This is a genomic window from Paenibacillus glucanolyticus (genome assembly GCF_037333485.1).
Classification (GTDB): domain Bacteria; phylum Bacillota; class Bacilli; order Paenibacillales; family Paenibacillaceae; genus Paenibacillus_AQ; species Paenibacillus_AQ glucanolyticus.
Genome location: NZ_CP147845.1, coordinates 4,408,936 through 4,425,718 on the forward strand (window position 1 = coordinate 4,408,936; position 16,783 = coordinate 4,425,718).

16 protein-coding genes and 1 other annotated feature are annotated in these 16,783 nt (G+C 48.7%); of the genes, 2 read left to right on the plus strand and 14 right to left on the minus strand.

Annotation, left to right across the window (positions count from 1 at the left end; all coding sequences use genetic code 11):
• Positions 1–31: 31 nt before the first annotated feature.
• The 3 genes from WDY75_RS20770 to WDY75_RS20780 form a co-directional block, all read right to left on the minus strand.
• Positions 32–1,102, minus strand: coding sequence for a M24 family metallopeptidase (locus WDY75_RS20770; protein ID WP_063479094.1), 1,071 nt, complete (start codon positions 1,100–1,102; stop codon positions 32–34).
• A gap of 38 nt (positions 1,103–1,140) precedes the next feature.
• Entirely contained in the window at positions 1,141–1,587 is a 447-nt protein-coding gene (aroQ, locus tag WDY75_RS20775) for a type II 3-dehydroquinate dehydratase (protein ID WP_063479093.1), read from the minus strand.
• A gap of 78 nt (positions 1,588–1,665) precedes the next feature.
• A complete protein-coding gene (locus WDY75_RS20780) occupies positions 1,666–2,163 on the minus strand; it encodes a YqhR family membrane protein (RefSeq protein ID WP_006209355.1) in 498 nt (165 codons plus the stop codon).
• A gap of 163 nt (positions 2,164–2,326) precedes the next feature.
• Here WDY75_RS20780 and WDY75_RS20785 point away from each other — a divergent pair, with 163 nt between their 5' ends.
• Positions 2,327–3,319, plus strand: a complete 993-nt coding sequence (locus WDY75_RS20785) for a DUF1385 domain-containing protein (protein WP_063479092.1) — start codon at positions 2,327–2,329, stop codon at positions 3,317–3,319.
• Between the two features lie 6 nt (positions 3,320–3,325).
• Entirely contained in the window at positions 3,326–3,655 is a 330-nt protein-coding gene (locus WDY75_RS20790; protein ID WP_036636750.1) for a hypothetical protein, read from the plus strand.
• Positions 3,656–3,702: 47 nt separating this feature from the next.
• Here the strand turns inward: WDY75_RS20790 and WDY75_RS20795 are convergent, their stop codons facing one another.
• The 11 genes from WDY75_RS20795 to WDY75_RS20845 form a co-directional block, all read right to left on the minus strand.
• Positions 3,703–4,626, minus strand: a complete 924-nt coding sequence (locus WDY75_RS20795) for a patatin-like phospholipase family protein (RefSeq protein WP_006209352.1) — start codon at positions 4,624–4,626, stop codon at positions 3,703–3,705.
• Between the two features lie 79 nt (positions 4,627–4,705).
• Positions 4,706–6,262 (minus strand): family 10 glycosylhydrolase, encoded by a 1,557-nt coding sequence (locus WDY75_RS20800; protein WP_063479091.1) that lies wholly within the window; start codon positions 6,260–6,262, stop codon positions 4,706–4,708.
• A 117-nt stretch (positions 6,263–6,379) separates the two neighbouring features.
• Complete coding sequence (gene mntR / locus WDY75_RS20805; RefSeq protein ID WP_006209350.1) at positions 6,380–6,805, minus strand: transcriptional regulator MntR; 426 nt, start codon at positions 6,803–6,805, stop codon at positions 6,380–6,382.
• Positions 6,806–6,958: 153 nt separating this feature from the next.
• Positions 6,959–7,672, minus strand: coding sequence for a cytochrome c biogenesis CcdA family protein (locus WDY75_RS20810; RefSeq protein ID WP_006209349.1), 714 nt, complete (start codon positions 7,670–7,672; stop codon positions 6,959–6,961).
• 17 nt (positions 7,673–7,689) lie between these two features.
• Positions 7,690–8,496, minus strand: a complete 807-nt coding sequence (locus WDY75_RS20815) for a metal ABC transporter permease (protein WP_006209348.1) — start codon at positions 8,494–8,496, stop codon at positions 7,690–7,692.
• 48 nt (positions 8,497–8,544) lie between these two features.
• Complete coding sequence (locus WDY75_RS20820) at positions 8,545–9,294, minus strand: metal ABC transporter ATP-binding protein (RefSeq protein WP_063479090.1); 750 nt, start codon at positions 9,292–9,294, stop codon at positions 8,545–8,547.
• Between the two features lie 100 nt (positions 9,295–9,394).
• A complete protein-coding gene (locus WDY75_RS20825) occupies positions 9,395–10,453 on the minus strand; it encodes a metal ABC transporter solute-binding protein, Zn/Mn family (protein WP_082834325.1) in 1,059 nt (352 codons plus the stop codon).
• Positions 10,454–10,657: 204 nt separating this feature from the next.
• On the minus strand, positions 10,658–12,646 hold the full coding sequence (metG, locus tag WDY75_RS20830; protein WP_063479089.1) for a methionine--tRNA ligase: 1,989 nt from the start codon (positions 12,644–12,646) through the stop codon (positions 10,658–10,660).
• A gap of 80 nt (positions 12,647–12,726) precedes the next feature.
• Positions 12,727–12,986 (minus strand) — a binding site (T-box leader).
• A 117-nt stretch (positions 12,987–13,103) separates the two neighbouring features.
• Positions 13,104–13,361: a membrane protein insertion efficiency factor YidD gene (gene yidD, locus WDY75_RS20835; protein WP_006209344.1), complete on the minus strand. Its 258-nt coding sequence runs from the start codon at positions 13,359–13,361 to the stop codon at positions 13,104–13,106.
• Positions 13,358–13,828, minus strand: coding sequence for a Fur family transcriptional regulator (locus tag WDY75_RS20840; RefSeq protein ID WP_006209343.1), 471 nt, complete (start codon positions 13,826–13,828; stop codon positions 13,358–13,360). The genes yidD and WDY75_RS20840 overlap by 4 nt, the downstream gene beginning before the upstream one ends.
• A gap of 231 nt (positions 13,829–14,059) precedes the next feature.
• Complete coding sequence (locus WDY75_RS20845) at positions 14,060–16,780, minus strand: stalk domain-containing protein (protein WP_063479088.1); 2,721 nt, start codon at positions 16,778–16,780, stop codon at positions 14,060–14,062.
• Between the last annotated feature and the right edge of the window lie 3 nt (positions 16,781–16,783).

Sequence of the window (16,783 nt, forward strand, 5' to 3'; positions counted from 1 at the left end):
TTGGTCATAAGAGACTCCTGGAGCTGCCTCTTTATAGTACAGTGTAATCTTTGGACGAGCTAGTCAGTATATGAATACCCGTTTCCGTGATTACGATATCATCTTCGATACGCACGCCGCCAAGCCCAGGCAAGTAGATACCCGGCTCGACCGTGACCACCATGCCCGGCTGCAGCACATCATCACTCATCTTGGAGAGGCGCGGAGATTCATGAACCTCCATACCCAAACCATGTCCCGTGCTGTGGCCAAAATATTCGCCATATCCATAACGTGAAATGATATCACGTGTTAAGGCATCTGCCTCGCGTCCCGTCATGCCTGGTTTAATATGATCCAGTGCGTGAAGCTGCGCTTCAAGCACAATATCATAGATTTCCTTCAGTTTAGGGTCAGGATTGCCGAGTGCAACAGTTCTTGTCAAATCGGAGCAGTATCCGTCAAGCAGCGCACCGAAATCAAATGTAACGAATTCATTCCCCTGAATGACGCGCTGACTGGCAACACCGTGCGGAAGGGCGGATCGTTCGCCGGAGGCAACGATGGTGTCGAAGGAAGAGGAGGTCGCACCATGCTTGCGCATGAACATTTCCATTTCCAGATCGATCTCCCGTTCCGTTTTACCGCTCGACAGAATGGTCAGCACATGACTGAACGTTTGATCCGCCAAATCTGCCGCTCGCTGCATGATACTCAGCTCTTCAGCATCCTTAAATATACGCAGTTCCTCCACAAGGCCTGTAATCGGCGCCAAGCTGATTGGTGCAAGCTGTTCGGAATATGTGGAAAACACACCGTATGTAACATGATCCTGTTCAAAACCAAGCGAGGTGATTCCTTCTGCAGCAAGCAGATCTTTAACCGTATCCATGACCTTCGGTCCATGCTCGACCACTGTAAACCCAACCGCTTGCTGCGGAGCCTGTGTCATGTAACGGAAATCCGTCAATAGATAAGATTCATTCAGCGTGATCAGCACATAACCGGCAGATCCGGTGAATCCCGTCAAGTATCTGCGGTTGACCGGGCTTGCAACCAGCATAGCCGACAAGCCTTTGCCTTGAAGTTTCTCACGCAGCTCAACAACTCGTTTGTTACTCATTCGTTACCCTCTCCTCTCACCCATTTCCCAAGAGCAAACTATCCTTCTTGGTCATCCAGAACTTGTAAAAGGGCTGACAAGCCCAGTGTGTAACTGACTGCGCCAAAACCCGCGATTTGCCCGACAGCAACAGGTGCTATGACGGAAGTATGACGAAATTCCTCCCTGGCATGAATGTTCGATAGATGAACTTCCACTGTCGGAATACGGGCGGAACTGATGGCATCACGTACAGCGTAGCTGTAATGAGTCAGTGCGCCTGGGTTAAGGAGTATGCCGTCCGCGAGCCCAATAGCTTCATGGATCCGGTCAATAATTGCACCCTCATGATTGGACTGAAAGAAGGTAATACCGATACCGGCGAGATCCGCCTGTTTGCGCAAATTATCTTCGATCGCCTGCAGGCTGAGTGAACCATAAATGCCCGGTTCCCGGAAGCCGAGCAGGTTTAAGTTCGGTCCGTTTATCACCCATATGGATTTCATAGGGTTTCCCACCTTTTTCGTCAAATAACCAAAAGCTATTTTACCATAGGCAGCATGAGATTGAGAAGTTTTTCTTGTCTAGCCTGTCACCTTCTTCGGTTCACGCAGTTTCTCATCGGTGAATTCCTGCGCTGCCGTATAGCCGATAAATAGTCCCCACAATATAAAAATACAAACTTCGGAGATGTTTGTATCCCACGGCAGCTTCTTGACCGGGTCCGTCAGTCGGAGCCACGGGTTGAGGGCAATAAACAACACAGCCCACCATAAAATTCCATAGGCAATCCCGGGCCATGGACCCTTGAGTTTCCTTAGCAAGAGCACATAGATAAGCGAAGCAATGACGGAAAAGGCGATGAAGGATAGCCACCCGGCGATTTGACCCGCTGTGCTCTTGAGAAATTCATGTTTGAAGAATGGCTCCAACAAAAATCCAGGCAGCACCTTCGTAAAACTCAGCCAGTAAAACAACCAGAGTACAGCCCCCCAGATCAGTCCAGCATAATAGCCCAGCTCCAAGGCAAACAAGAATGGACTCGTTACCTGATTCTGCTGCCGAAATTGATGTTCATGCATCTATCGATTCTCCTCTCTATGCTATGGAAACACTTCATTGCCTCAGTTCTTCTTTCAAAGTAGTATGCACCTCTTCCCTTACGGCTAATCCAACTAGAAATTACTTTCAAAATTCGATACAATAGTTCATAGAACGAAAAACATGTCAGGGAGGGTGAACTGGTTGTCCGATAAGTCAACCCCGATCAGCTATGGAGGCCAAGCTGTAATCGAAGGCGTTATGTTCGGCGGCAAGCATGTCAATGTGACAGCCGTGCGGCGAAAAAATAACGAAATCAAGTTTCTAGAGGTGCCTCGCGAAGACAAGGCATGGGTTCGTAAGCTGCGGAAGATTCCGCTTCTTCGCGGCATCGTCAGTCTCATAGATTCAACAATCAAAGGTTCCAAACATCTGAATTATTCGGCTGATGCTTACGCAGACGATACGCTGGAGCCGGAAGAACGCGAGAAACAGAAAGAGAAGGAAGACTCAGGCTGGAGTTTAAGCATGATTATTGGTGTCGCCGCCGTCAGTGTGCTTTCCTTTATATTCGGTAAGCTGTTGTTTACACTCGTACCTGTTTTTGTAGAAGATTTCTTTTTTGGCGATACATTTGATCACTATATTGTGCATAACCTGATTGAAGGCGTTATTAAATTAATACTGCTCCTTGTGTATTTGTGGGCGATCTCCCAAACACCTGTCATTAAGAGACTGTTCCAGTACCACGGTGCTGAACATAAAGTCATAAGCGCATTCGAAGCAGGTGAAGAACTGACGGTGAAGAACGTTCAGAAATATACGCGCCTGCATTATCGCTGCGGCAGCAGTTTCATGATGCTGACTATTGTGCTCGGCGTTGTGGTTTACTCGGTAGTCCCATGGGATACCATGACAGAGAGGGTCATTCAACGAATCGCGCTTCTTCCGGTGGTGCTGGGCGTTTCCTTTGAGTTTCTGAAACTCACCAATGCCATGCGTGATACGCCGGTGCTTCGTTTCCTCGGATATCCCGGTCTGTGGCTGCAGCTTCTGACTACAAAGGAACCTAATGATGCTCAGGTTGAAGTATCCATCGCATCCTTTAACAGAATGCGTGAGTTAGATGCTCAATACGAGAATGTTACCGTTCACCAATCTGTGACAGGAAGTGTGCTGGATCCCGCGAAAGGGTGATAATCCATGAGAAGGCATGCGATCATTTTTTGGACGGCTAGCACCTTAGCCGCCGTAGGGCTGCTGGTACTCCTGTTAGAACCTGGATCAAGAATGAGTATTCTGATCCCCTTGATTATTGTTGGCGTTGTGTATTTGCTCTACAAGTTTCCGCCGCGCCGCTTAAGCAAGCGTCCCAAGGTGAAGCCTTCCAAGAGAACAGCGGCAAAAATGGCAGCCAAGAATGCTCCGGTGCGAAAGAGCAGTCCAGCTAAACGCAAACAGTACCCGTTTCAGGTCATCGATGGGCAAAAAGGTAAATCAGACCCGCCGGATGATGTTCCTAAATATCATTAACAATAAAAAACCGCCCCCTGCATGGAAATGCCGGGTGGACGGTTTTTTTATTGTTCAGAGCTCCAGCGGCTGAAAAATATCGTCCCTGCCGTTAATCCGGAATTATACAAATCCTCACTCTCGTCCTTCGTCAGGTTGAAATGTGTCGTTCCGATACCGAGCGTCGGGATTTTAATCGTTCGGTTTCGATTTTTCTGCTCGATGTACCGTTCATCGTGGGCCGACAGCATCGTCTCAAACATGGCAGTCAGCATGCCGATGGGCCCCTCGATCAGATGAGGAAAGTTGCTATTCTTTCCAACCATTTGAAAACCAAGCACAGGCAGCGGCTTAGGCCCCCCTTTGGAATCACGGTCAAAGAGCCACAACGGGAAATTGCTAAGCAGCCCTCCATCCACAATGTAGACAAACTGATCTGCCAAGGATTTGCCCTTAGCAGCCCTGCCCAATAAGCGAAGAATGACCGGATCAAAAAAATAAGGAATGCTGCAGCTCATACGAACAGCCTTGGCCACAGGGAACGTTTGCGGGTTAATTCCATATTGACGAAGATCATCAGGAAGCACCAGCAGCCTTCCGTTTGTTATGTCAGAGGCTACAATATACAGCTTGCCTGCCGGTATGTCCGAGAAGGTAAAGATCCCTTTCGCAAGTAAAATGTCTCGAATCCAGTTCTCCAGGGCTTCTCCGGAATACAGACCCTTCTTAATCAACACCCGCAAGGCAGGACCGATAAACTTCGTATTAAATATCGGGGCGCGCTGGAGAAACGAATGAAAAGGCGTTTCCTCGATAATATCCTTGATCTCATCCGCGCGGTAACCGGCTGCCAGCACGGACGCAATGATTGATCCGGAAGATGTTCCGGCAACGCGGCTGAACTCTACCCCGGCATTCTCCGCTGCTTTGACAGCCCCTGCAAGCGAGATGCCCTTGACTCCCCCACCTTCAAAAACCGCATTGATTTGCATACAAAAATCCCCCGCCTCACATGGTCTAATGACTATGTATGAGCACGGGGGATTTTTCATACCTATAGGACTTGCTGGATTATCTATAATATGATTGCAATTGATCTTTAAGACCTAACGGATTGCTTAAAATATTTTCTGCTCTAAAGAAAATGCTGCCTGTAACCTCTGAATAATTCTGATTGTACTTCAATTGGTTAATAATTTCCGATGCGCTTTGCCAACCGATTTCACTGGTTCCAAGCTTGTAGGGTGCATGACCGATAATGAGATCCACGTCCGTTCCTCGAACCTCGCCAACCCACCAGTCAACCAGCTTGTCATAATCGACAGCCGGATTACTCATGCTCCAGTAAATCTGTGGAGCTACATAATCGATCCAGCCGTTCTGGATCCACGCCCGTACGTCGGCATACATGCTGTCATAAGCGGTCACACCGGCTTTGGTATCGGATCCGGTTTTATCCACTGACTGGTTGCGCCATACACCGAATGGGCTGATTCCGTATTCAACGTTAGGCTTCGCACGGTGAATACTCTCACCAAGCGACTGGACAAATGCATTGATGTTGCCGCGGCGCCAGTCTCCGAGATTGGAGTAAACTCCATTATTGTACTGCCGGTACGCGGCATCATCATTAAATACCGTATTGGATGGATAGAAGTAATCATCCAGATGAATGCCGTCGATATCGTACCCGTTCACCACTTCCATAATGGTATCAATAATGTGCTCACGCGCATCCGGGATACCTGGATTGATATACAGCTGCTTACCGGTGTTCACGATCCAGTCCGGATGGCTTAAGGCCACGTGAGATGGATCGAGTGTTGCCGTCAGGATATCGGTGTTGGCCCGGAACGGATTGAACCAAGCGTGGAACTCCATATTCCGCTTATGTGTTTCTTCTACCATGAATGCCAGCGGATCATACCCCGGGTCTGCCCCTTGAATGCCAGTCAGCACCTTGGACCAGGGAACCATGGAGGAAGGATACAAGGCATCTCCAGCCGGACGCACCTGCACGTACACGGTATTGATGCCAACTTCCTGGAGTGAGTCCAGTAAGGAGGTATAGGATGCTTTTTGCTGTTCGGCGCTGGTTTTCGATTTTGGCCAATCGAGATTGAACACCGTGGAGATCCAGGCCCCTCTGATCTCGTCTCCCGTGGATACGGGCGGCGGAACGACAACCATGCCTGTGAAGAGCGAAATACGCTGTGCCGTTTGATTCCACTCTACTTGCAGGCCAAGATTCTCACTGATAAACCGCAGCGGAACCATAACCCGACCGTTCTTAATCTCAACCGATGCATCCAGGGCTACGGATGCGCCGTTCACAATTGCGGTTTTTTTGCCGGAAGTCAATTGAAGATTGGAACCGTCCTTACCGATCGTTACCGTCTTCGATTTCTGATTCCAATCGACCGATGCGCCAAGCCCCTCACTGATAATACGTGTTGGAACCATCGTCACATAGACCTTGGGCAATATGTAAGGAGATACGTCACTGTTCAGGTTAACACCGTCCAACTGTATGCTGATACCGGCTGTCTTCGCTTGCGCAGTTGGGACCACCGACGGGAGACACAATAGCAGCATAATCAGCACCAACAACCATCTACGAAGCTTCATTTCTATTATTCCTCCGAAAATATGAAATTTGCAGGTAAATCTAACCTATTAATAAAACACTAGAAATATGACAGTTTAGTTTAAAAAAGCATCTGTCACAAGCGGACAGATGCCACATTACGATTCGTTGACTAATTCGTTATGAACGTCACGCAAATCCTGAAGTCGATTCTCATCACGCTTGAAATACTCGACAAGCGTCTCAATTCTCATAATGGAATCCCAGCTCAAATGATGCTCGATTCCCTCAACGTCCTTATAAATATTTTCATCCTGTACACCGATCATCTCAAGGAATTCCTCAAGCAAATGATGGCGTTCCATGAGCCGCTTGCCCATTTTTTTGCCTTTGCTGGTCAACACCAATCCACGATATTTTTCATAAATCAAATATTCGTCTTTGTCCAGCTTTTGAATCATTTTCGTGACGGATGAGGGGTGAACCTCCAAGCCTTCGGCAATATCCGAAACGCGCGCATATCCTTTTTCGTCAATCAGCTTGTAGATGCGCTCCAAATAATCCTCCATGCTAGGTGTCGGCATCTTATTCCCTCTTTTCTATAATTACATAACCATTGCAAAAAAACCTCTTTTACCTGCACTAGTAATGATACATGTTTTTAAGACCCGTTGGCAAGTCCTGGTCCAATCCTATAACATTATTGACTTATGAATTGGACCAGCTTAACCTGCTCATTAGAATTTGAGCCACTCCGGCGTAATGCCTTGCAGCCAAATCGTAATTTTGTACATTTGATCCGTAAAGAGCAGAACCCCCATCAGAATCATCAGGATGCCGCCTACCTTCATCAACGTGCTGGAATATTTCAGGATCCAGCGGGTAGAGCCGATAAAGAATGCCAAGATGAAAAATGGAACGGCAAATCCTAGTGAGTACGAAGTGATCAGCGGGAACCAGGTTCCTGGATCAGAGGCTGCCAGTGCAATGATTGCCGTTAAGATCGGCCCGACGCAAGGCGACCATCCTGCGGCAAACCCGATGCCAAACAAAAACGTTCCTATGTATCCGGTCGGCTTCGATTTAAAATTGAATTTCCGATCCTTCATTAGAAATTTAGGCTGGAAAAGGCCGATCAGCATAAGTCCCATCACAATGATAAGCAGTGCAGACAACTGGCGAATCAGATCCTGATACTCTGTAAAAAACTCCCCGAATAAACCTGCCCCCCAGCCAAGGGTGTAATAAACGGCAGAAAACCCAAGGATGAACGCCAAAGTGTGCGTCATGGTCCGGAAGCGGACCTCCTTGCGGTTCTGCTCGTTCTTCAGGTCATTCACCGACATGCCTGTAATGATGGATAAGTAGGACGGGTATAACGGTAAGCAGCATGGAGATATAAAGGAAGCAAAACCGGCAGCAAACGCAATGCCGATATTAATATCAGCCATTTTATTTCAGAACCCCCTTATGTCGTAAAGCCCTTTTTGCCGACAAGTGTAACGATAAGCAGACTAATCAGCAGCAGCACGATAGTTGCACCCGGTGCCAAATTGAATACGCCCGCAAGCATCAGTCCCCCGATAACGGCAATTTCGGAGATGATAACCGATAAAATGATGGAGCTTCGGAAGCTTCTCGCCAGCAATAAACTGATCGCTACCGGTATGGTCAGGAGCGCAGATACCAGAAGTGCGCCCACAATCTTGATGGCCGTGCTTACGACAAGTGCGGTCAGAACCGTAATGATCATGTTCATCATTTTGACAGGCAGCCCGCTGACGCTTGCCGCATCCTCCTCGAAACTGAGCAGGAAGAATTCTTTGAAGAACATGACCACCACCGCGATCACGATAATCGTTACACCGCCTACCATATAAATATCGGTGGTATCCAGCGTATAGATGCTTCCAAATAAATAACTCATAACATCCGTATTATAGCCCATTCCCAATGTGAAAAACAGCGAAGCCAACGCTACGCCGCCAGACATAATAATCGCGATTGACAGCTCGGCATAGCTTTTGTATGCCTTTCTCAGCTTCTCAATCGCAAAAGAGGCCAGAACCGCAAACACAAGTCCTGCGGCTAGTGGATATACTTCAATCAAAAATCCCAGCGCCACACCCGCAATCGTGACGTGCGACAAGGTATCGCCGATCATGGACAGCCTGCGCAGCACGAGGAATATCCCGATAAGCGGGGCTGTTAAACCGATCAGAACCCCTCCGATCAGCGCCCGCTGAAAAAAATCGCTAAGCAAAATATCAAGCAATGATAACGTCTCCTTCTCCTGCTTCACACAGTTCCGTATGCAAATGTATTATACGAGCGAATGCTGCAGGTCAACTTCCGCGCAATTCTCGATTTCATGAGAATGGCGAACATAAAATTGTATTTTCCCGTTCTGCGATACCGGCGACTCTCCCAAGTAGTCTTTAACCATGTCCAGGTCATGGGTCACCATCAAAAAGGTCATATGATGATGGGCATGCATATGGGTAATCAATTCAAAAAATCCGGCCTGAGTCTCGGCATCAATACCAATCGTTGGCTCGTCCAATATGAGCAGATCCGGACGATTGATAAGCGCACGGGCCAGGAATACACGCTGCTGCTGACCGCCGGACAGGGCGCCGATCCGCTTGTCTGCAATATCCTGAATACGCATGACTTCCAGAGCATCCTCGCATTTCTGATGATCCAGACGGGTCAAACGGCGAAACATTTTCTTGCGGTTATATAACCCGGACATCACCACTTCGCGCACGGTTGCCGGAAACAACGGGTTGAACGAATTTTTCTGCGGAACGTATCCAATCCGCTCCCAGTCCTGAAATTTCCGGATCGGCTGACCAAACAGTTCGATGGATCCTTCCGCGGCAGGCAGCAATCCAACGATCATGCGAAGTAACGTGGTTTTGCCCGCTCCGTTAGAGCCGACGATCCCTACAAAGTCTCGTTCTTTGATGGTGAAATTAAGATCCTTGATCACCTGCTGATCGCGATAATGAAAGGATACATTCTTGATTTGTATAATCGGTTGATGGCAATCCTGCGCTGCCGGTTCCATAACCAGGCCGCCTTTCTCTCTGTAGTCTCTCTATCAAGTATACGAGCATATTAACATTCCATAACACAAAAGAAGAGGGGGATATTATCCCCCTTCTTATTTATTGTAATGCCTTCGTTAGATTTTGCAAATTTTTCTCCATCAGCGTGAAATAATTCTCACCGCTGTCCACCTGCTCCTTCGTCAATCCCTCAACCGGATTCAGCACCAGCGTTTCCACGCCCGCTTCATTAGCCAGCGTTTTTGCAAGTTTATCCGATACAAGTTCTTCGAAGAAAATATATTGAACTTCCTTCTCCTTCACCGTTTTGGTCAGGTTCACAATGTCCTGTGCTCTCGGCTCAGCATCTGGAGACAATCCCATAATCGCATGCTGTGTCAGACCATAATCCCGGCATAGATAACCGAATGCCTGATGAGATACAACGATGTCTTTTTTCGGCAAACCGGACAATTGATTCGTAAAGTCGTTATCCAGCTTCACGAGCTTCTCTTTCAATCCTTCATAGCGCTGTTCATATAAGTCCTTATGTTCGGGATCCACTTCAACGAGGCTATTCTTGATGTTCTCCGCCATCGCCAATGCCGATTTCGGACTTACCCATGTATGTGGATCTGCATGATGCGCACTCGCGTTATTCTCCGTTGCGCCTTCTTCGTGGTCATGGCCTTCATGATTTTCTTCGGCACCTTCCTCGTGGCTGTGGTCGTGCTCCTCTTCATGAGCTGCTTCTCCATGCCCGTGACCATCGTCACCCTCTGCATCAATCAACTGAATGCCTTGGCTGACTTCGACTGGTTTCACCTGGGTATCCTTATCAAGCCCCTTCAGAAAACCGGGTACCCATCCCTCAAGACCTGCGCCATTATAAAGAAACAGCTGAGCTTTGGAAGTGTTGACGATATCCTGGCTGCGCGGAGTCCAATCATGCGGCTCTACGCCGGTTGGCAAAAGATTTACCACATTGACCTCGTCGCCGCCGATTTCCTTCGTAAATTCATATATAGGATAAAAGGTAGTAATGACGTTGACCTTGCCTTCTACAACGCCTCCGCCCGATTTACTGCCACACCCGGACAAAATGACAACTGCCAATAACATGGAGGTTATACTCCAGGTCCAACTGTTAAGCATATTCTTTCTCTTACTCATGTTCATCTCCCCACACCGCTCCGTTCATTTAATCGTAAACTTTACTAACAAGATTATAAGAGCAGGAAAACCCAATTGTCAACCAAATCGTAAAAATTACTATTAGATTTCGATAGAGATGTTATGTACTCCTTATTAACGGAAAAAAATAACGGCGTACCCTTAACAGGGTACACCGTCTATTCCGACTTCATTCAACATAGTCGCACATTATTTCACGACAGCTCCATTAGGCATGCTGTCCGGTACCGTTGCAAGCGTTAACTGATCCCCCTCGGAAGCTGCCAGGATCATCCCTTGCGACATTTCTCCTCTTAGTTTCACCGGCTTCAGATTGGTCACACAAATCACTTTGCGTCCCACCAATTCCTCCGGCGTGTAAAACTTGGCAATGCCGGATACCACTTGCCGCTGTTCGAAACCGAGATCAAGCTGCAGTTTCAGCAGCTTGTCTGCTTTCTTCACGGGCTCTGCGGAGATTACCTGCGCCACTCGAAGCTCGACCTTGGCAAAATCCTCTATGCCTATCTCCTCTTTGAGCTCTACAGGCTCTGCTGCGCTATTCTCGGATGAAGAAGCACCCGAGGCAGAAGCCTCTTCCTGGACAGCCTTCGTGCCGCCTGTCATCGCCTCTACGATGAACGCCACTTCTTGCTCTGTGTCCAGACGCGGGAAGATCGGCTCGCCTTTTTGCAGTTTCGTTCCGGCCGGAATGGCCCCGAACTGACGGCCGCTCTCCCAAGTCGTCAGCTCACCCTCCACCAGGCCGAGCTGATCCCACATTTTCTTCGGCGTACGGGTCAGGAACGGCTGCAGCAGAATGGACGCTACGCGGAGCGTTTCCACCAAATGACTCATCACGGATGCGAGTTCGTGGCGATTGCCCTCATCTTTAGCCAGCGTCCATGGCTGTGTCTCATCAATATATTTGTTGCTGCGGCTGACAAACTGGCTGATCGCCGTCAAGGCAACCGAGAATTCCATATTCTCCATAGCGGTCTCGACTTTGTCATACACGGTCTTGGCGGCTTCCTCTATGGCGGCATCAAACGGTGTCACACCTGCAATTAATGCCGGGACTTCTCCGTCAAAATATTTATCGACCATGGCCACGGTGCGGTTCAGCAGGTTGCCCAGGTCGTTGGCAAGATCCGAGTTTACCCGCTCGACAAAGCTCTCCGGCGTAAACGTACCGTCCGCGCCAAATGGAACCTCGCGCAGCAAATAATAACGAAGCGCATCCAGTCCATACCGGTCAATCATCGTGACCGGATCAACCACGTTCCCTTTGGACTTGGACATTTTACCGTCCTTCATCAGCAGCCAGCCATGGGCAAACACTTTTTTCGGAAGCGGCACATCGAGTGCCATCAGGATGATCGGCCAATAGATCGTATGGAAACGCACAATCTCCTTACTCATCAGGTGTACATCGGCTGGCCAGTATTTATCATACATGCTGGTGTCCTCTGCACCGTATCCAAGTGCCGTTATATAGTTCAGGAGTGCATCAATCCACACATAAATCACATGTTTCGGATCGCTTTTGACTTTTACGCCCCACTCATAGGTCGTACGAGAAACAGCCAGATCCTCAAGGCCCGGTTTAATGAAGTTGTTGATCATCTCATTCTTGCGGGACACCGGCTGGATAAAATCCGGGTTCTCTTCATAGTACTGAAGCAGGCGGTCCACATACTTGCTCATGCGGAAGAAGTAGCTCTCCTCCTTCACAAGCTCTACCGGACGACCGCAGTCCGGACAATTGCCGTTCACCAGCTGACGCTCCAGGAAAAACGATTCGCAAGGTGTGCAGTACCAGCCTTCATACTCGCCCTTGTAGATATCATCTTGCTTGAGCAGTCGTTCAAATACCTCCTGCACAACCGTTGTATGGCGCTTCTCCGTGGTACGAATGAAATCCTCGTTCGAGATGTCCAGCTTCTTCCACAGATCCTTGATTCCAGCCACAATGTCGTCCACGAACTGCTGAGGGGTCTTCCCTGCTTCTTCCGCTTTCCGTTCAATCTTCTGTCCATGCTCATCGGTTCCCGTCAAATAACGGACATCGTAACCTCGAAGCCGCTTGTAGCGAGCCATAGCATCTCCTGCCACCGTGGTGTAGGCATGCCCGATATGCAGCTTGTCGCTTGGATAATAGATGGGTGTTGTAATATAAAACGTCTTTTTGTCGGCCATAAAAACCTTCCTTTACCTTAAATTAATTGTTGCATCAAGCCATTGCCGGCATGCAGGAAAACAGCAAAAAACCCCCGTCCCCATGGGACGAGAGTTGTTCTCACGTGTTACCACCCAAATTCCCTGTACCCTTAAGGGCAACAGGCTCTTCTGCCGTCAAGCGGCCGTCCATTAACGCTGGCTCACGCCGCCCCTTTACGGCAGCCTCCCATGCTGGCTGCAGCGCTCAAAAGCGGATCCTCCAAGACCATTTTCCGAAATTCGCCATGACCGGTTTCCAGCTTCCCCGGCTCTCTGTACAAGGCGCAGCTTTTCGTACTTATCTCTTCCTCGGATTTACCTATAATTTCTTATCATTTTAATAAAATGGGCTGCCGGGTGTCAAGCCGGTCTGTGCGGACATCCTATTCCTACTGTCAGCATGCCACAACCGCAAGCATTTTACCAGGGACAAGGGCTATTCCTCCGTCAATGGAGAATGCGACTCTCCTTTGCGCGGCGGAACCATGTCAATGCCGCCAGGATTAAACGGATGACATCTTGCAATCCGCTTGGCCGCCAGCCAGGACCCCTTCAAGGCACCGTGCACTTCAACGGCCTCCAAAGCGTAGGCTGAGCAGGTCGGATAAAATCGGCAGGTTGCCGGTTTTAACGGTGAAATGAATTTCCGATAGAAGTGTATCGGCACCTTCACAACCCTGCGCGCGGTGCTCATGCCCGGTTGTCCCGTTTTCCTCCACTTGAAGGTGAGGTTCCCTTATCGGTATTATCCTTGCTGCAATCCCGGCAGTAGCCAAACACTTCGAATTTATGCTGAACGACTTGAAAATCATCCGGCGCATCGGTCAACTGCATCGGACAGAACGTGATCGGATATGTCTTCTGGCATTGCAGGCAGATCATATGATGATGGTGATGATCCTCGCTGCACCGTCCTCTGAACTTGATCCCTTCCTCGAACACGACCTGCTCCAATACGCCAAGCTCATACAATACCCGAAGATTACGATACACCGTATCAAAGCTCAAACCGCTGTACTTCCGGCCCATATATTCGTATACATCCTTGGCTGTCAAATAGCCGGGATGTTCCCCAAACAATTTGGCAAGCGTCTTGCGCTGATCGGTAATGCGCAGCCCCTGTTCCGACATGGCGTCGATAATCTCTTCTGTCGTAAGCATACGCAATAACCTCCTCTTCATGAAGATACTCTCTCCTTATAATGCCTGAAAAATGAGACATCGTCAATGTAAGCGGTTATGTGCCTGCTGTGTTCGTACATTGAAAGCCATGATTTAATAACGACGGCTTCGGATCACCGCACCGACGGATAAGAATCATCATAAAAAGGGCAGCCCTCTCACCATTTCCGTGGTTGTAAGGACTGCCTTTGTTGTCATAAGAAAGTAATATTAGTTCTTAACCTGCGGCAGCGGCTGCAAGAGGATGTTGATTGGCAGACTGCTTCCCGGTGCTGCTGTGAACAAAATCTCTACGCTCTGCTCGTAATTGCCTGTACGGTACAGTACTGCGGCTTCATTCGGAGCGGAAATTGCGCCTCCGCTTGTATTCGGCGTCTGAATGATGTTTCCGTTCACCATCATCGCGCCCATGTATTTGCCTCCGCGCGGATTCAGGGTAATGAGCGTATTAGGCGCTACGCGATGCAATTTGATTTTGTACAGTACACCGAAGTTGCCGGCATTGGATTGATATGAGCCGTTAATGCCGTCATACCCTTCCAAATTCGGATCATTTGTCTTGTCACCCAGCGCAAGCCGGGAAGGTGTATTCCCTACCAGTTCGTAAGACTCGATGATCCGCGTGGAATCCGGATAGGTTCCCCGATTATGAACGCCATCACTCGGATGCAGAATCAGATAAGGAAGCTTTTGAATCGGATCCTTGACTTCATCAATCATGATAACGTCATATCGGATCGGCGAATCCGAATACAGATCAGCAAACATCGAGAGCACCTGCTGGTTCTTCATCGTTTGCGCGCTTAAATCTTGTAAAATGATTCGACTTTCCCCAGGTGCAAGGGAAATCGTCTTGAACGAATCCGGTGACTGCATCGATTCAAGGTAACGCTGCACGGCTGCTTTGCCTGTCGCTGTAGGAATATTAATCGGTCCGCCCATTCCGGTATACTCGGTTGTCAGGCGTGCCGTCGATGTGTTGATATTAGTTGCGACTACGTACATCTTCATGTTTTTTCCGGTTGCGTTCAAATGGTGAATCATGAAGCGTGTGCTGGCATTGCCAATCTCGCGGTACACAATCCCCTCTTGATATACTGTTTCCGGAGAGTTGCTGCGGATCAACAAGCTGGGCTCGGAGCTTCTCGTAATGGGCATAAGATTCCATGTTGGCACCGCTGTTCCGTCAAACGTATATTTGTCGCCGATACCCGTAAATAACTGATTGAATTGATCCTTTGTATACAAGACCTCATTCGTTACGTTAATGATTTTCTCATAAGAGCTGGTGGCGCCATGCTTATCCGTAACAATCAATAACACTTTATGCGGGCCGGCCGTGAAAAAGGCCTGATCATTGTTTTCCCATTTATACGTAATCTCATCGCCAGGATCACTGTCATAACTCTGGTTGATATACGTAATTTTCTCACCGATCTTATATTCCTTCTTATCGGTATCAAACATCGCTACAGGCGGGGTGTTTGGAGCTGATATATGGATGCTGAGTGTATACGGCTCGCTCCACTCCCCACTCGAATCCTGTACGGAGTAGGAAACCGTATGCACGCCGGGTTCATTGAAAACCTCTTCGCGGCCTTCCCAATGCTCATTTACGATCGCAAGGCCTGTCGGCGAATACGAGTTCGTTTTATACGTAACCTTCTGACCGGCAAGGATCTCACCAGACTGAACGGTAAAGGAAGCCACCGGCTTTGAGCTCACGCTGAGTATAATCCGCTTGTTCGGCTGATCCACCCGATAAGAGATATCAAGCGCCTGCGTAATGCTGGTCAGCGGCACCATGAACGTATTGTTGGACTGGTATGCCGGGCCCTTCATTGATTTTCTCTGACCATTCACAGTGTATACGCTGCTGTTCGTCTTGAAGCGAAGCTCATCGCTGCCACGGATAATGATCGTTTCTTTTGTTTTCCCGTCATAAGTCAGTTTCAGGCCGACCCGATCAACAAGGGAACGAATCGCAACATAGGATACGCCATTCTTGACAGCCATCGGCTGTCCAGCGGTATACGTTTTCCCGTTCTGGTACATCTTGTTGCTGTTCATCATCAGGATCAGGTCATTGGGGCCAAGATTCGGTATATTGGGAGTCTCGCTCCCTGGTTCCCCGCCGTTATTTCCACCGGGCTGTTGACCGCTATTGCTGTCATTGCCCATCTTGGATAAATCCAGAATAACCTTCTTCTCTGGCTGATTAACCTTATATGGAATATCAAGCGCTTGCGTGATTGCGGTTAATGGAACCATAAACACATTGCTGCTCTGATAGGCAGCGCCTTTCATTGGGCGCACCTGTCCGTTCACTTTATAATTGCTGCTTCCTGTCGTAAAGCGTAGTTCATTGCCGTCTTTAAGGATGATCGTTTCCTTTGTCTTGTTATCATAAGCCAGCTTTAGTCCTGCGCGTTCAACCATCGCACGGATAGCCACATAGGATACTCCTTGCTTCACAGCCATCGGCTGTCCTGCCTTGTACTGCTTACCGTTGTGATACATTACATTGCTGTTCATCATCAGCACCAGTTCATTGGCTGAAACCTGGGAAGTGCCGATCTCGGACTTATCTTCGGTCGTACTGCCCTCTTCATTTTCTGATACCGTATTATCGGAAGGATCGCTTTCCTGCTCCTCCTGCTGTTCATTTGGTGCAGAAGAATCGGAATCAGGATCGCTTATCGTACCTTCGACTGCCTGGGTCGGTGTTTCATTTGGCGTTTCTTCGGCTTGCTGCAATTCCGTCTGCTGTTCTCTGCTCTGCTGGGTTTGTCCTTCCACCGGGGACTGCAGCGCTGAATTGCTAATTAGCGCCGGAGCTGTAATATCCGGTGATTCAGCTGCCACGGGAAGAGCCGTTGATACTTGGGCCGCGGCAAGGACTGTAATCATCGAGATTCTTTTGAAATTCATCCT

Bases quoted from the DNA above. Each gene is read 5' to 3' on its own strand.
- WDY75_RS20810 (WP_006209349.1), bottom strand. From the start codon at position 7,672: ATGGCTGATATTAATATCGGCATTGCGTTTGCTGCCGGTTTTGCTTCC.
- yidD (WP_006209344.1), bottom strand. From the start codon at position 13,361: ATGAGCACCGCGCGCAGGGTTGTGAAGGTGCCGATACACTTCTATCGG.
- WDY75_RS20780 (WP_006209355.1), bottom strand. From the start codon at position 2,163: ATGCATGAACATCAATTTCGGCAGCAGAATCAGGTAACGAGTCCATTC.
- aroQ (WP_063479093.1), bottom strand. From the start codon at position 1,587: ATGAAATCCATATGGGTGATAAACGGACCGAACTTAAACCTGCTCGGC.
- WDY75_RS20795 (WP_006209352.1), bottom strand. From the start codon at position 4,626: ATGCAAATCAATGCGGTTTTTGAAGGTGGGGGAGTCAAGGGCATCTCG.
- mntR (WP_006209350.1), bottom strand. From the start codon at position 6,805: ATGCCGACACCTAGCATGGAGGATTATTTGGAGCGCATCTACAAGCTG.
- WDY75_RS20820 (WP_063479090.1), bottom strand. From the start codon at position 9,294: ATGGAACCGGCAGCGCAGGATTGCCATCAACCGATTATACAAATCAAG.
- WDY75_RS20845 (WP_063479088.1), bottom strand. From the start codon at position 16,780: ATGAATTTCAAAAGAATCTCGATGATTACAGTCCTTGCCGCGGCCCAA.
- WDY75_RS20825 (WP_082834325.1), bottom strand. From the start codon at position 10,453: ATGAACATGAGTAAGAGAAAGAATATGCTTAACAGTTGGACCTGGAGT.
- WDY75_RS20770 (WP_063479094.1), bottom strand. From the start codon at position 1,102: ATGAGTAACAAACGAGTTGTTGAGCTGCGTGAGAAACTTCAAGGCAAA.
- WDY75_RS20800 (WP_063479091.1), bottom strand. From the start codon at position 6,262: ATGAAGCTTCGTAGATGGTTGTTGGTGCTGATTATGCTGCTATTGTGT.
- WDY75_RS20790 (WP_036636750.1), top strand. From the start codon at position 3,326: ATGAGAAGGCATGCGATCATTTTTTGGACGGCTAGCACCTTAGCCGCC.
- WDY75_RS20840 (WP_006209343.1), bottom strand. From the start codon at position 13,828: ATGCTTACGACAGAAGAGATTATCGACGCCATGTCGGAACAGGGGCTG.
- metG (WP_063479089.1), bottom strand. From the start codon at position 12,646: ATGGCCGACAAAAAGACGTTTTATATTACAACACCCATCTATTATCCA.